The sequence below is a fragment of the Azorhizophilus paspali genome (assembly GCF_043587585.2).
Lineage (GTDB): Bacteria > Pseudomonadota > Gammaproteobacteria > Pseudomonadales > Pseudomonadaceae > Azotobacter > Azotobacter paspali.
This window is the reverse complement of record NZ_CP171449.1, coordinates 2,445,939-2,460,124: the sequence shown is the minus strand read 5'-3', so window position 1 is coordinate 2,460,124 and position 14,186 is coordinate 2,445,939. Positions and strand designations below refer to the sequence as shown.

Here is a 14,186-nt window from a genome sequence, read left to right as displayed (position 1 = left end):
CCGCCATTGCGCTTTCACGGCAGCCGTCGGAACGGCCGTTGCGCGCGATCGCGGCCGACCGTCCTCCTCGGTTTGCGACGGGGCGTGTCGGCGCGGGCGGGTGGCGAGTACGGACTATCCTCGCCCCGATGCGGAGCGGCTGCCTTGCTCGCCGTCAGTTCCGGCGACCGGAGCGTGCCACCAGGCACTTGCGCATGAGGTGTCCGCATGGTCACTGGCGTACCGGCTGGAGTCATGTCCGGCCTCGGAAGAGTCGCGGCGGATCATGCTCCGGGTTCGGGACGAAGGGCGCTTCGGAATCGCACCAGGCTCTCCGCCGACCGTTCCGGCCCGAGTTCCGCCATCTTTTCGCCTTCGTCTGCCTCCGTGGCCTTGTCCCGCCAGGCGGCCGTTGGCATCGGTTTGCGCAACATAAGTCTGGACCATTCGTCGCGAACTGCGGGGAGGGTGCTGCTCGAGCGCTTCGCTCGCGAAGCTGTCCGCTGCAGTCCGAAGCCGCTGTGACCGGGGCGCGGCGGCGTTGATGAGTTACCGTGCGCCTTGCCACGGGCGCATCGGGATTGAGCATTGTCGCCTCGACCGGCGATCATGTCGGTGCTGGCCGCGTTCCGGCTGTTTAGGCGCCGGGGTGCGGGCTGTGGGTCGCGGCATTCGGAAGGAGAGGATAGATGATTGCCAATCGGTTGCAGGACCGGGTTTTGCGCCTGGATGTCGCCTTGCAGGCCTGTGCCGCCCGCCTCGCGGCGCACAGCGATGACGAGGCGCTGCACGACCTGCGCGTTGCCCTGCGCCGGCTGCGCAGCCTGCTGAGCCCGTTGCGCGGCCTGCCCGGCATCGATCCGCTGGCGCGGGCCGCCGCCGCCATGGGGCGGCTGAGCACGCCGCTGCGCGACGACGAAGTACTGTTGTGGGAGTTGCAAGCCGCTGCCCTTGACGAGTTGATCGGTACCCGTCGCGAACGGCTGGAGGCCGGGCGCGATGGCCTGCTGGCCAGTGCCGAATGGAGGCAGTTGTGCAACACCCTGGTCGTCTGGCCCTCGCTCTGGCGCCAGGCCGGACGCGACGGCGCCTTGCGCGGCCTGCGCCGGCGCATCGGCAAGCGTCAGGCGCGCCAGGCCCGGCGACTGGACGAGGCGCTGCGCGATCCGGCCCACGACCGGCATCGGCTGCGTCTGCTGATCAAGCGGGTGCGCTACGGCGCTGAAGCCTATCCCGATCTGATCGATCTTTCGAAGGATGGAGCGAAGCGCCTGAAGAGTGCGCAGGCCGCGCTGGGCGATTGGCACGATCGCCTGCAGTGGCTGGCGCGGGCAGAGCGGGAAACCGATCTCGAGCCGCTGACGGTCCGCTGGCGCGAGGAACTAGAGGCGAGCGCCCGGCGTGCCGACCGCGTCCTGACGACCCTGGCGCTGGATTTCGCCTGAGCGGGCCTTCCGTCGTTCACTCGCGCTTGCGCTGGCAGGCTTTCCAGGCTCGCCGCCAGGCACCGCTCAGGACGAACCAAGGGAAGGTCAGGAACTGCTCGACCAGCAGGTGGGGCAGGGAATTCTCCGGGTGCCGGGGATCGGAGCCGTTCTCGAAGCGGTGTCCCTGGGCGATCAGAACGAGGGCCGCGGCCAAGCCGAGTCCGCCGAGCACCAGTGCCAGCAGGTCCCGTTGCACAAGGGCGCCGACCAGCATCAGGCAGGCTACGCCGAACAGCGGCAGGGCGAGCATGTGCAAAGCCAGGTTGGTCCGGTCGTGGTGGCAGTTTTCGTAGTGCCGCCATTGACGGTGGAAATACTCCGCAGCGCGTTTGCCCATGTTCACACTCCTCGACGTCGTGGATGAGAGAAGTCTAGTCGGGTTTCTGCGGGCCACTCGCATGGCCCGTCCGCGGCTGGCCGACGGCATTGGGAAGGCGAGGGAATTCATGGGCGCTGGTTTGCGATAAAAATGCTATGTTATAACAATAATGAAAGTGCTCTTCCTGTACAGGTTCCGCAGGCGTGGGCATTGAAAGACAGCCCTCTGGACTGCGCCTGTGGAGGTCCCGACCCTGGAGGCTCCCATGACCGAAGCCGAACTGCTGGCCCAGCCCGAAGAGGCTTACATGAACGAGCAGCAGCAGACCTTCTTCCGTGACCTGCTGCTGGCGCAGCGCGCCGAGCTGCAACTGCGCATCGACGAGAAATTCGCCAGCTTGCGCGAGCCGGAGCCGAGCGGTGATCCGGCGGATATCGGCAGCGCCGAGGAGCAGCGGCAATGGTATCTGCGCGTGCTGGAGCGGGAGAAGAAGCTTTTGGACAAGATCGACGCGGCGCTCGAGCGCCTGGCCCACGGCGCTTATGGCTGGTGCGTCGAGACGGGCGAACCGATCGGCCTGCGGCGCCTGCTGCTGCGCCCCACCGCGACGCTCTGCATCGAGGCGAAGGAGCGCCAGGAGCAGCGCGAACGGCATCTGCGCGACATCTGAGGAGAATTTTATGAATCGACGACTGCCCGTGACCGTGCTGTCCGGCTTTCTGGGCGCTGGCAAGAGTACGCTGCTCAACTATGTCCTGAAGAACCGCGCGAACCTGCGGGTGGCGGTGATCGTCAACGACATGAGCGAAATCAACATCGATGGCAGCGAAGTGCAGCGCGATGTCAGCCTCGAGCGCGGCGAGGAACGGCTCGTCGAGATGAGCAATGGCTGCATTTGCTGCACCCTGCGCGAGGATCTGCTCGAAGAGGTCAGCCGGCTGGCCCGCGAAGGGCGCTTCGACTACCTGCTCATCGAGTCCACCGGCATCGCCGAGCCGCTGCCGGTGGCGGAAACCTTTACCTTCCGCGACAGCCAGGGACGGAGCCTGTCCGATCTGGCCCGCCTGGACACCCTGGTGACGGTGGTCGACGGGGTCAATTTCCTGCGCGATTTCCACGAGGCCGAGAGCCTGGCCAGCCATGGCGAGGGGCTGGGGGAGGAGGACGAACGCTCGATCACCGACTTGCTGATCGAGCAGGTGGAGTTCGCGGACGTCATCCTGATCAGCAAGATCGACCTGATCTCCCAGGCCGAGCGGGAAGAGCTGGCGGCGATTCTCGGCCGCCTCAACACGCAGGCCGAGATTCTGCCGATGAGCATGGGCCGGGTGCCGTTGGACAGGCTCCTCGACACGGGCCGCTTCGATTTCGCGCGCGCTGCCCAGGCGCCGGGCTGGCTGCGGGAAATGCGTGGCGAGCATGTCCCGGAAACCGAGGAGTACGGTATCGCCTCGACGGCTTATCAGGCCCGCCGGCCTTTCCATCCGCAGCGTTTCTTCGATTTCCTGAGCCGCGAATGGGACAACGGGCGACTGCTGCGCTCCAAGGGCTGGTTCTGGCTGGCGAGCAAACCGGAAGAGGCCGGTGGCTGGTCCCAAGCCGGTGGCCTGATGCGCCATGGCCATGCCGGGCGCTGGTGGCGTTTCGTGCCCAGGGAGCAGTGGCCGAGGGACGAAGAGGGAGTGGCGGCGATCAAGCGCTACTGGACGGCCGAGGTCGGCGACTGCCGCCAGGAGCTGGTGTTCATCGGCCAGCACATCGATTTTGCCCGTCTTATCCGAGAACTCGACGCCTGCCTGCTCGACGACGCGGAAATGGCCGCGGGGCCGGAGTCCTGGCGGTCCCTGCCGGACCCCTTCGGGACTTGGGGCGAGGAGGTCGCCTAAGATGCGGGAAGCGCTTATCCGGCGGCTGCCGCGTCAGCTCTGCGCCGACAGCTCGGCGGTGCTCGCCGAGGTGCTGGAGGAGGGCGTCAATATGGCGCTCTGGCAGCGGTCCCTGTCCCGCCCGGTCGAGCGTTTCGCCGCGCTGTTGGCGCATGGCGAGCGCCTGGCAGTGTCGCTGGTCGTCGAGCTGGAGCATCCCGAGGCGGAGCCGGATCTAAGCCGGCTACTCGTGGAGCATGCCGGCGCGGAGGGGTACGCCGAATTCGTCGCCGATCTGACTTGGCTGGTCTCGGCCTACGCCTGCCTGATCGATGCCCATCGTGTCGGTTTGCGCCTGCGCTCGCTGGAAACCGCCATGTGTCCGCGCTTTCACGTCGACCGGGTACCCCTGCGGCTAGTCACCACCTATTGCGGCATCGGCAGCCAGTGGCTACACGAGGGCGCCATGGCGAGGGCGCGTCTCGGCGATGCGTCCGCCGAGCCGAGCGAGGCGCAGCAGATCGGCACCGGAGCGGTGGCGCTGTTCAAGGGCGAGAAGTGGCTGGGCAACGAGGGGGCCGGTATCGTCCACCGTTCGCCGCGGCCGGCGCCCGGAGAGCCGCGCCTGCTCCTGACCCTGGACTGGCTGGCGTAGGGCGTTTCATCGATTGTTTCCCTGAGTTGCGTTGCAGCCGAAAATGGGGCCAGGCCGGGCCGCGTTCGGCAAGGTGCAGCCTTTGGCAATGGTCATTCCCTTGCCAAAGGCTGCAACGCCGCATGGCCCCATTTCCGGCGCAACCTAGGCGGCCTCGCCCGAAGGGACGACCTGTTTTGGCACAGCGCGGCGTTGCTCGTCGTTCATTTGAAATGACCAAACTTCTCTCCTCGCGCCTTGCCCTGTGCCAGAACAGGCGCTCGTTGCAACGCGGAAGCAATCGATGACACGCCCTTGTCCAGATGCGGTTCCGGGCCTCAGGATGCGAGGATCTCGGGCAGGCCGAAGAAGCGTCGGGCGCAAGCCGTGCTGTGTTCGGCCAGCGCCTCCTCGGATTCGCCGCGATGGCGGGCGACTTCGCGCAGCACCTCGGGCAGGAAAGCCGGTTCGTTGTGCCCGCTCTTGGGCTTGGGGCGCAGAGTGCGCGGCAGCAGATAGGGGGCGTCGCTTTCCAGCATCAACCGGCCGGCGGGGATTTCCCGCACCAGCGGGTGCAGGTGGCTACCGCGGCGTTCGTCGCAGATCCAGCCGGTGATGCCGATGTGCAGGTCCAGGTCGAGATAGGCGAAGAGGGCTTGGCGGTCGCCAGTGAAGCAGTGCACCACGGCGGCCACCAGACTGTCACGATGGTGACGGAGAATCGCGACCAGGCGCTGGCCGGCATCGCGTTCATGGAGGAACACCGGCTTGCCGAGTTCGACGGCCAGCGCCAACTGTTCTTCCAGGGCCTTTTCCTGCAGGGCGCGCGGGGACAGGTCGCGATTGAAGTCCAGGCCGCACTCGCCGACGGCGCGGATTCGCTCTTTCCGCAACAGCTCGCGCAACCGATGGGCACTGGTGGCCGTCCACTCACGGGCGTCGTGGGGATGGACGCCGGCGGTGGCGAACAGGTGCTCGCCTGTTTCGTCCAGTTGGCGGCAGAGCATCGAGGCCTGTTCGCTGTCCGCCACGCTGGTACCGGTCAGCACCAATTGGCAGACCCCGGCCCGGTAGGCACGGGCCAGCAGGGCTTCGTGATCGTGGACGAAGCTGGGGTGGGTCAAATTGACGCCTATGTCGACGAGTTGCATGCCTGTACCTCGGAAAGAACGCGGGAAGCATAGCAGAGCCCTTTCGGCTGGTTCAAAAACTTCGGTAAATCAGTGGGTTGGTGGTCGCTCCCCGACAATCCGGCTTAGTCTTGGACGGCACACAGTGAGAGGCTTGGTAGTCCATGCCCTAGGGAACTTGTTCCAGACACGGAGCCTCTGAATGAGGCTCGTTCGTCGAACACCGTTCTCTGGAGACCGAATGACAACAAGAAGATTGCTGCTTCTGTCCTGCCTGCTGAGCCTGCTGCCGCTTCCGGCCGCCGCGCGTCTGGCCGGGCCGCCGGAAGCTTGGCAGCGGCCGGGAGAGGTTCGTGATTTGCCACAGGTGCGCAGCAGTGGCGTGCTGCGGGTGTTGGTGAACCAGAGCCGGAACAGCTCGGGCGAAGTCAATGGACAACCCATCGGAGTCGAATACCGGCGCCTACGCGCTTTCGAGCAATATCTCAACCGCACCGCCAGGGATGGCCGCAGCCTGCGCCTGGAGATCATTCCCAGGGCCAAGGACCAGTTGATCTCCGCCCTGCAGCGCGGCGAGGGCGATCTGGTCGCTCCCGGCGAATTGGTCCATCTGCGCGGCCGGGGCGACATCAGCCCCAGTGCACCGATCATGACCCAGGTTCCGCTGGTGCTGGTCGGCCGCAAGGGCGCGCGCCGCTACCGACAGCTCGATCAGTTGTCCGGCAAGACCCTGGTGCTGCCGGCCGGCAGTGCCGTCGGTGCGGCGGTGCACGAGGTCAACGAGCAACTGGCGGCGCGCAAGCTGCAACCGATCGGGATCGAGTGGCTCGATCCCAGTCTGGCGGTGGAGGACGTGCTGGAGATGGTGCAGGCCGGCATCTATCCCCTGACCGCCGTGGAGTTGCCGATCGCCCAGCGCTGGGCCAAGGTGTTGCCCAAGCTCCAGGTGCAGCCCGAGGTGGCCTTCTCCCACGATGACGATCTGAACTGGTTCATCCGTCGCGATGCCCACCTGCTGCGCGCCAGTATCGATCGGTTCTTCAAAAACTACCGTAGTCCGGCCGATCAGGACGCGGTTTTCCAGCGCGTTTACCGCCGTCTGTTCAAGGTGCACAACCCTTTGGGTGGGATCGAACTCAGACGTCTTGAGAAGGTGCGTCCGGTCCTGCAGCAATACGCCGAGCGCAATGGTCTCGACTGGCTGAATCTGGCGGCGATTGCCTACAAGGAGTCGACTTTGAATCCGGCGGCGCGCGGAGCCGGCAATGCCACGGGGTTGATGCAGGTCACTCCGGCCGCGGCCCGCAGCGTCGGGGTGGGCGATATCCATCGGCTGGAAAACAATGTCCGGGCCAGCGCCCGCTACCTGGCGTCGTTGCGGCGGCAGTTCTTTTCCAGTCCGCGCTTCAACGAGCGCGAGCGCATGGCTTTTACCCTGGCGGCCTACAACATCGGTCCGCAGCGGGTACAGCATCTGCGGGCGGAGGCGAAGCGGCGCGGCCTGAATCCGGATCAGTGGTTCTTCCAAGTCGAGCGCGTTGCTGCCGAGCAGGTGGGGATGGGCGTGGTCAGCTACGTGAACAACGTGAACAAGTATTTCCTCGCCTTCCACCGCGAACGAAGCGCCCTGGAGTCCCAGCGGCGGGTCGCTAGCCGCGCCGACGATTGACGGTTCGCCCGCTCAGCGCTCCGGCGTGACCAGCGGCCAATGGAACAGGGGCTTGTAGAGAGTTCCTTGCGCGTCGCTCGTCGAATGGAAGAGGACGAAGCGTTCGGCCCTCCAGCAAAAATCCGGGACGCTGGCGGGGAGCGGCGGATTGCGGCAGTCCCGGGCCAGTGTGAGATGCGGCCAGAATACACGCTCGTCGAGGGTATAGCCGGCGCCACGCAGTAGCCGCTGCAGTTCTCCGGCGAGCTGCAGTAGGGCTTCCGGTGCCTGGCCGGTACCCAGGCAGACGAGGCCGTGACGGCCGGTTTCCAGGCGATCGAGCTTCATTTCGAAAGCATTTCCCCGAATGCCTTCGCCCAAGCATTGCAGTTCCGCCAGGCGCTCGACCGAATGGCTGCCGAGAAAGGTCAGGGTCAGGTGCAGGTTGCGCCTGGCGACAGGACGGCCGTCGAGCCCCAGTTCCCGGCACCAGCGGTCGATCGCCTCGGCCTGTCGATGCGGCAGGGGCAGGCCGAAGAACAGGCGCAGGTTCTTGACGTTCATGGCTTGCTACCGCGGCCTCCGGGTCAAGGGTAGTCGATCGCGACCAGGTACCAAGTCTTCTCTCCGGTGGGCGTCGGCACCCGGACTTCGGCATCCAGTTCCTTGCCGACCAGGGCTCGGGCAAGCGGAGCGTCGATGCTGATCAGGTTCTGTTTCAGGTCCAGTTCGTCCGGGCCGACGATGCGGTAGCGGACCTGTTCGCCGTCCTCGTCCTCGAGGGTGACCCAGGCGCCGAAGTAGACCTTGTTCAGGTCGGCGGGGCGCTCGCCGACCACTTTGAGCTTTTCCAGTCGCTTGGTGAGAAAGCGTACCCGGCTGTCGATTTCCCGCAGCATCTTCTTGCCGTAGGTGTACTCGGCGTTCTCCGAACGATCCCCCTGCGCGGCAGCCTCGCTGACCGCTTGGGTGACCTGCGGACGGCGCACGTGCCAGAGTTCGTGGAGTTCGGCGCGAAGACGCGCCTCGCCTTCGGGGGTGATCAGGGGCGTTCCGGCGGAACGGGGCGGTCGATAACGGCTCATGTGGCTCGAGGCTGTCGAAAGAGAGCGAGGATAACCGAACTCGGGGCGGGCTCAACCCTCCCGCAGGACCTGCAGCGGGCTGGCGTTCAGGGCCCGCTGCGTGCCCAGTAGCCCGGCGGCGCCCACCAGCAGCGCACCGAGCGCCGGCAGGATCAGCAGCCAGGGATGTGGATGCCAGGGCAGATCGAAGACGAAGCGGTAAAGCAGCACGCTGACCAGTTCGCAACCCAGCGCGGCGAGCAGGCCGCTGGACGCCCCGAGCAGGGCGAACTCCAGGCGCCGAGTCTGGACCAGCAGGCGCCGCCTGGCTCCCAGGGCGCGTAGCAGGGCGCCTTGGCGGAGGCGTTCGTCGAGGGTCGCCTGCAGTCCGGCGAACAGCACGCAGAGGCCGGCGGCGAGGACGAACAGCAACACGTATTCCACCGCCATGCTGACCTGGGCGAGGATGCCGCGCAACTGAGCCAGCAGGGCCTCGACCTGAAGTAGCGTCACCGTGGGGAAGCTGCGTGCCAGGCGCACCACTTCGGTATCTTGGCCGGGCGGCAGGTAGAAGCTGGTCAGGTAGGTGGCCGGAAGGTCCTGCAGGGTTCCGGGCTGGAAGATCATGTAGAAATTCGGCTGGAAGCTGTCCCAGTGCACTTCGCGCAGGCTGCTGACCCGTGCATCACGGGTGATGCCGCCGACGCTGAAGGTCAGGCGGTCGCCGAGTCCGAGCCCGAGGTTCTTGGCCAGCTCGGCCTCGACCGAGACCCCCGGCAGTTCGCCGTGCTCCAACCGATCCCACCATTGGCCGGCGCTCAGGCGGTTGTCCGCGGGTAGCCGCTCGGCCCAGGTCAGGTTGAGGTCGCGCTGGGTGGCGCGTTCGCCGCTGGATTCCTTGCTGACGATCTGCTTGACCGGTTTGCCGTTGATGGCGGTCAGACGTCCCATCACCACGGGATAGAGAGGAGCGCTCTGTGGGGAGATGCGTGCGACCTCCGCCATGAAGCGCTCTTTTTCCGCGGGCAGAACATTCAGGGCGAAATAATTGGGCGCCTGCTCCGGGAGCTGGTTCTGCCAGGTATCGAGCAATTCGCTGCGCAGCAGGGCCACCAGGGACATGGCCAGCAAGATCAGGCCAAAAGCCAGCGCCTGCCCGGCGGCGGCGAGAGGGTGACGCAGCAATTGGCCGATTCCCAGTCGCCAGGCCAGGGGAGCCGTGGCCAATAGACGTCGCAGGGTGCGCAGGCCGGACAGCAGCAGGGCGCCGAGGGCGAATGCGGCGAGCAGGCCACCGCCAAGCAGGGCCAGGGTCAGCCGCAGGTCCAGGCTGAGCCGCCACATGATCAGGCCAAGCGCCAGCAGGGCCATGCCATAGGTCAGCCAGGCGGCTGGTGGTACCGGCATGAGGTCGCGGCGCAGTACCCGCAGCGGCGGTACCCGACCGAGGGCCGCGAGTGGCGGCAGAGCGAAGCCGGCCAGGGCGACCAGCCCAGTGGCGCCGCCGGCCAGCGCCGGTATCAGGCCGCCGGCCGGGACCTCGGCTGGCAGCAAGCCTCGAAGCAGCCAGAACAGACCCTGCTGCGCGAGCCAGCCCAATGCGGCGCCCAGGCCGCAGGCGAGCAGACCGAGCAGGCCGAGCTGCAGTCCGTAGAGGGCGAGGGTGGCTCGGCGCGACAGGCCGAGGCAACGCAGCAGGGCGCTGGCATCGAAGCGGCGGGTCGCGAAGCGAGCCGCTGACAGGGCCACGGCGATTCCGGCCAGAAGTACCGCGGCCAGGCTCGCAAGATTCAGGTAGCGTTCGCCGCGCGCCAGCGCATTGCCGATCTGTCGGTTGCCGGCGCGCGCATCCTCCAGGCGCTGGTCGGCGGTGAGCAGCGGCGTCACTTGCTGACGATAGGCCTGGAGCGCCTCCGGGGTGCCACGCCACAGCTCGCGGTAGCGCACCCGACTGCCGGGCTGCACCACCCCGGTGGCGTCCAGGTCGTCAAGATGCATCAGCACGCGCGGCGTGAGGCTGTAGAAGTTGCCGGCGCGGTCCGGCTCCTGGGTGAGGACACGGGTCAGGCGCAGTGACTTTTCACCCACTTCGATGCTGTCGCCGACCTTGAGGCTCAGGGCCGCCAGCAGGCGTGTCTCGGCCCAGGCCTCGCCTGGAGCTGGACCCGGACCCGGCGTGTCCGGCTGATAGGGGGCCGGAGCACTCTTGAGTTCCCCGCGCAGGGGGTAGGCGCTGTCGGCGGCCTTGACGCTGGCCAGTTGAATGGCCGTGTCGGTGGCGATCACGCTGGAGAACTCGACGACCCTGGCATGCTCCAGCCCGAGCGCCGTACCGGCCGCCAACTGCTTTGCAGTGGCCGGAGAACTGCCGCTCAGGCGCAGGTCGGCACCAAGGAATTCAGTGGCGCGCAGCAGCATGCTGGCGTTCAGGCGCGCCCCGAAGTAACCGATGGCGGTGGTCGCCGTCACCGCTACCAGCAAAGCAAGGAACAGCACCCGCAACTCTCCGGCGCGGGCATCGCGCAGCAATTGGCGCAAGGCCAGGCTCAGCAGGCGCAGGAACGGCAGGTTCATTCAGGGCTCCGAGGCGACCAGGCGGCCAGCTTCCAGGCGTATGAGACGCTCGCAGCGCCGCGCGAGGCGTTCGTCATGGGTGACCAGCACCAGCGTAGTGCCGCGCTCCCGATTGAGGGCGAAGAGCAGATCGCTGATCCGCTCACCGGTCTGACTGTCGAGATTGCCGGTCGGTTCGTCGGCGAACAGGATGTCCGGCTCGGCGGCGAAGGCGCGGGCGATGGCGACGCGTTGCTGCTCGCCGCCGGAAAGCTGCTTCGGGTAGTGGGTGAGGCGCTGGCCGAGCCCCACCCGTTCGAGCAGTTCGCGGGCACGGGCGCGGGCGTCGGTACGGCCTTCCAGCTCGAGGGGGAGCATGACGTTGGCCAGGGCGTCGAGCGTGTCGAGCAACTGGAACGACTGGAAGACGAAGCCCACATGTTCGGCACGGACCCGCGCCCGGCGGTCTTCGTCCAGGCTGGCGAGGCTGTGGCCGGCCAGCGCGACCTCTCCGCTGCTAGGCAGGTCGAGCCCGGCCAGAAGGCCGAGCAGGGTCGACTTGCCGGAGCCGGAACTGCCGACGATGGCCAAGGTCGCGCTGCGCGGGAGCTCGAGATCGAGCCCGTGGAGGATGGTCAGTTCGCCTTCCGCGCTGGAAACCACTTTGCTAAGGTTCTGCGCGACGAGAATGCTCGAACTCATGGAGATTCCAATGCGTGGGTGGTTGCTGGGCGCCATGCTGGCGTCGCTGTTCTTCTGGGCGCAAGGGGCGCTGGCGGGTACCGTTCTGGTCGTCGGCGATAGTATAAGCGCCGCTTTGGGTGTGGAAACCAGCCAGGGCTGGGTCGCTCTGCTGGAAAGGCGTCTCACCGAGCGGGGATTGGAGCACCGAGTAGTGAACGCATCGATCAGCGGCGACACCAGTGCCGGCGGCCTCGCGCGCCTTCCCGGGCTGCTCGCCGCTCACCGTCCGGAGCTGGTGATCATCGAGCTGGGAGGAAACGACGGGCTGCGCGGACAGCCTCCACAGCAATTGCAACAGAATCTTGCATCGATGATCGATCGCTCGCGATCCGTTGGAGCACGGGTCTTGCTGCTCGGCGTGCAGCTTCCGCCGAACTACGGCTCCCGCTACAACCAGGCTTTCAGTCGGGTCTATGCGTCGCTGGCCGAGGAGAAGCAGGTGCCGCTGGTGCCATTCTTTCTCGAAGGAGTGGGGGGAGTGCCCGGAATGATGCAGGCCGATGGCATCCATCCGACCGCACGGGCCCAGCCGAAGCTATTGGACAATCTCTGGCCCACCCTGGAGCCGTTGCTCTGAACGGTTTGCAGGGACTCTCGAAGCGGTTTTCCGGGCTTTTCCGCGCAGGTTCTTTCGGCTAATGTTGCGCCCCCTTCCTGGAGCCTCCGATGTCTCGCCCTGCTTGGTCCCTGCATGCCTATTACCTGATCGAGCCGGACGAGCAGCTCGATCTGTTCGCCTGTCGTGAGGTACGTCTGCATCTGGTCGGTCGTCAACTGGAGCTAGGTGGCCAGATCGATCGGACCCTATGCGGCAGCTTATTACCCGCGCAGCCGCGCTGGCGTGGACTGACCAAGTCGCTGCTGCGCGATGACCGGCTGTGCCCGGTCTGTCGGGCGGCCTTGGAGGCACAACGCCGGGGCGATTGCGTCGGTTGGTCGATTCCCTGGGTGCTTGGCTAAACACTTCGATGATGCGGTACAATCGGGCATTCCCACTTGGGCCATACATGCCAAGGATTATCTCGATGCTTGCGCGTTCTGTTGCTTTCCTGTCGTTTTCGGCGCTGTTGAGTGCTCCTCTGGCAGCCCTTGAACTGCCTCTCCCGCCGCCCGGGGAGGATGTGGTCGGACAGGTGCAGGTCATCAAGGCTAAATACGAAGACACCTTCGCCGATATCGGCCAGGCCAACGACATCGGCTATCTGGAGATGGTCGCGGCCAACCCGGGCGTGGACCCCTGGTTGCCCGGCGTCGGAACCGAGGTGATCCTGCCGACGCGCTACATACTGCCGCCCGGTCCGCGAGAAGGCATCATCATCAATCTGGCTGAGTACCGCCTGTATTACTTCCCCAAGGACCAGAACGTGGTTCATACCTATCCTCTGGGCATCGGGCGCGAAGGATGGGGATCTCCCGTCGCCGAAACCCGCATCACCGGCAAGATCAAGGACCCGGCCTGGTACCCGCCGAAATCGATTCGCGAAGAGCACGCCGCCGATGGCGACCCCTTACCGACCGTGGTCCCGGCGGGGCCGGACAACCCGCTGGGTCCCTTCAAGTTCACCCTGGGGCTGTCCGGTTACCTGATCCACGGCTCGAACAAGAAGTTCGGTATCGGCATGCGGGTCAGCCATGGATGTTTCCGCATGCTGAACCACAACCTACTGCAACTGGCGGATATGGTGCCGGTAGGCACCAAGGTTCGTATCATCAACGAGCCCTACAAGTTTGGTATCTCGGAAGGCAAGGTCTATCTGGAGGTGCATGCACCTTTGGAAGACGAGTCTTCGAAATCTTCGGTCGTGGACAAGCATGCAGCGCTGATCGATGAGTTGCTCAAGCGCAATGACTTGTTGGGGGAGCGGCGGCTCGACTGGGAAGTTGTGCGAGAAGTGGTCGCGGCCGAAGATGGTTTGCCGGTCGAAGTATCCGGACCCGACTCGGGATTGGCCAGTACCACTAATGGTTCGGATATCTGAGAATTGTTTGCGGTTTTTGTAAGTTGACGAATTGATGAAAGGGATAGTCTTGATTTAATTCCAACGCCCTTTCAATAAAAAAGCCGGCCCGAATGGGCCAGCTTTTTTCGTTTCCAAAGAAACAATTACTTGCGGCTGGCTTTTTCCAGCATACGCAGGGCGCGCTCGTTGGCTTCGTCAGCGGTCTGCTGAGCGCGCTGAGCGGCTGCCAGAGCCTCGTCGGCCTTGCGATAGGCTTCGTCGGCGCGAGCTTGGGCGCGAGCAGCTGCATCTTCAGTAGCGGTGATGCGAGCATCGCTTTCTTTGGAGGCGCTGCTGCAACCAGCGGCCAGAAGAGCGGCCAGGGTCAGAGCGGAAATTTTCAGAGCGTTGTTCATCGTGTTCCCCTTTTGAAGTGGCTTTCACCTAAAAGCAATTTCCCATGCGAGGGAAATTCGCCGGTCAACATACTACCTATAACTTTTTTTAAGTAAACTGAGTACGAGCAAAGAGTGCCACGTTTTTTTCGGATGACCCCGGAGAATCCATGAGGTTGTCTAAAATTTATCCAGAATCATGCATTGGGGGGCTATCCAAGCATTAGGAATGCTTGTGGATTTATTTTCTATGATCGTGCCATCGCTCCTGTTTTGCAGGGCTGTGAAGGCGGGCGAGAAGGGGTTGCTGCCCATCCGATTAAGCAGGCGGCTTTTATCGGGACGTGCTACACAGAAAGCGGAAATAGCACCGTGGCCCATGTTCGGATGGGCGACGGATTCGAGCGTTTCTTCGCCGACGTATAGGG

General features: G+C 65.2%; 15 protein-coding genes. 8 read left to right on the top strand and 7 right to left on the bottom strand.

Going from position 1 to position 14,186, the window contains the following annotated elements; all coding sequences use genetic code 11:
- Nucleotides 1–668 precede the first annotated feature (668 nt).
- On the top strand, nt 669–1,424 hold the full coding sequence (locus ACGI6K_RS11925; RefSeq protein WP_376949259.1) for a CHAD domain-containing protein: 756 nt from the start codon (nt 669–671) through the stop codon (nt 1,422–1,424).
- A 16-nt stretch (nt 1,425–1,440) separates the two neighbouring features.
- Here the strand turns inward: ACGI6K_RS11925 and ACGI6K_RS11920 are convergent, their stop codons facing one another.
- Entirely contained in the window at nt 1,441–1,803 is a 363-nt protein-coding gene (locus ACGI6K_RS11920; protein WP_376949261.1) for a hypothetical protein, read from the bottom strand.
- A gap of 247 nt (nt 1,804–2,050) precedes the next feature.
- Between ACGI6K_RS11920 and dksA the strand changes: the two genes are divergently transcribed.
- Genes dksA through ACGI6K_RS11905 form a run of 3 tightly spaced genes read left to right on the top strand, consistent with a single transcriptional unit; the run spans nt 2,051 to nt 4,305 of the window.
- Complete coding sequence (dksA, locus tag ACGI6K_RS11915) at nt 2,051–2,455, top strand: RNA polymerase-binding protein DksA (protein ID WP_376949263.1); 405 nt, start codon at nt 2,051–2,053, stop codon at nt 2,453–2,455.
- A 10-nt stretch (nt 2,456–2,465) separates the two neighbouring features.
- Nucleotides 2,466–3,671 carry a zinc metallochaperone GTPase ZigA gene (gene zigA / locus ACGI6K_RS11910; RefSeq protein ID WP_376949265.1) on the top strand — a complete coding sequence of 402 codons (1,206 nt, stop codon included), beginning with the start codon at nt 2,466–2,468 and terminating at the stop codon, nt 3,669–3,671.
- A 1-nt stretch (nt 3,672) separates the two neighbouring features.
- Nucleotides 3,673–4,305 carry a DUF1826 domain-containing protein gene (locus tag ACGI6K_RS11905; protein WP_376949267.1) on the top strand — a complete coding sequence of 211 codons (633 nt, stop codon included), beginning with the start codon at nt 3,673–3,675 and terminating at the stop codon, nt 4,303–4,305.
- 317 nt (nt 4,306–4,622) lie between these two features.
- Here the strand turns inward: ACGI6K_RS11905 and ACGI6K_RS11900 are convergent, their stop codons facing one another.
- Nucleotides 4,623–5,435, bottom strand: coding sequence for a TatD family hydrolase (locus tag ACGI6K_RS11900; protein ID WP_376949269.1), 813 nt, complete (start codon nt 5,433–5,435; stop codon nt 4,623–4,625).
- Nucleotides 5,436–5,655: 220 nt separating this feature from the next.
- Between ACGI6K_RS11900 and ACGI6K_RS11895 the strand changes: the two genes are divergently transcribed.
- Entirely contained in the window at nt 5,656–7,083 is a 1,428-nt protein-coding gene (locus ACGI6K_RS11895) for a transglycosylase SLT domain-containing protein (RefSeq protein WP_376949271.1), read from the top strand.
- Nucleotides 7,084–7,095: 12 nt separating this feature from the next.
- On the opposite strand, the gene thpR is transcribed toward ACGI6K_RS11895, so the two are convergent.
- The 4 genes from thpR to ACGI6K_RS11875 are packed head-to-tail and all read right to left on the bottom strand — an operon-like array spanning nt 7,096 to nt 11,381.
- On the bottom strand, nt 7,096–7,626 hold the full coding sequence (thpR, locus tag ACGI6K_RS11890; protein WP_376949273.1) for an RNA 2',3'-cyclic phosphodiesterase: 531 nt from the start codon (nt 7,624–7,626) through the stop codon (nt 7,096–7,098).
- A 23-nt stretch (nt 7,627–7,649) separates the two neighbouring features.
- Nucleotides 7,650–8,147: a transcription elongation factor GreB gene (gene greB / locus ACGI6K_RS11885; RefSeq protein WP_376949275.1), complete on the bottom strand. Its 498-nt coding sequence runs from the start codon at nt 8,145–8,147 to the stop codon at nt 7,650–7,652.
- A 51-nt stretch (nt 8,148–8,198) separates the two neighbouring features.
- Complete coding sequence (locus ACGI6K_RS11880; protein WP_376949278.1) at nt 8,199–10,700, bottom strand: ABC transporter permease; 2,502 nt, start codon at nt 10,698–10,700, stop codon at nt 8,199–8,201.
- Nucleotides 10,701–11,381 carry an ABC transporter ATP-binding protein gene (locus ACGI6K_RS11875; protein WP_376949280.1) on the bottom strand — a complete coding sequence of 227 codons (681 nt, stop codon included), beginning with the start codon at nt 11,379–11,381 and terminating at the stop codon, nt 10,701–10,703.
- Between the two features lie 10 nt (nt 11,382–11,391).
- Between ACGI6K_RS11875 and ACGI6K_RS11870 the strand changes: the two genes are divergently transcribed.
- The 3 genes from ACGI6K_RS11870 (at nt 11,392) to ACGI6K_RS11860 (ending at nt 13,402) form a co-directional block, all read left to right on the top strand.
- Entirely contained in the window at nt 11,392–12,000 is a 609-nt protein-coding gene (locus ACGI6K_RS11870; protein ID WP_376949282.1) for an arylesterase, read from the top strand.
- Nucleotides 12,001–12,089: 89 nt separating this feature from the next.
- Nucleotides 12,090–12,383, top strand: a complete 294-nt coding sequence (locus ACGI6K_RS11865; protein WP_376949284.1) for a hypothetical protein — start codon at nt 12,090–12,092, stop codon at nt 12,381–12,383.
- Nucleotides 12,384–12,448: 65 nt separating this feature from the next.
- Nucleotides 12,449–13,402, top strand: coding sequence for a L,D-transpeptidase family protein (locus ACGI6K_RS11860; RefSeq protein WP_376949286.1), 954 nt, complete (start codon nt 12,449–12,451; stop codon nt 13,400–13,402).
- A 125-nt stretch (nt 13,403–13,527) separates the two neighbouring features.
- On the opposite strand, the gene ACGI6K_RS11855 is transcribed toward ACGI6K_RS11860, so the two are convergent.
- Nucleotides 13,528–13,779 carry an Lpp/OprI family alanine-zipper lipoprotein gene (locus tag ACGI6K_RS11855; RefSeq protein ID WP_012700896.1) on the bottom strand — a complete coding sequence of 84 codons (252 nt, stop codon included), beginning with the start codon at nt 13,777–13,779 and terminating at the stop codon, nt 13,528–13,530.
- Nucleotides 13,780–14,186: the final 407 nt, after the last annotated feature.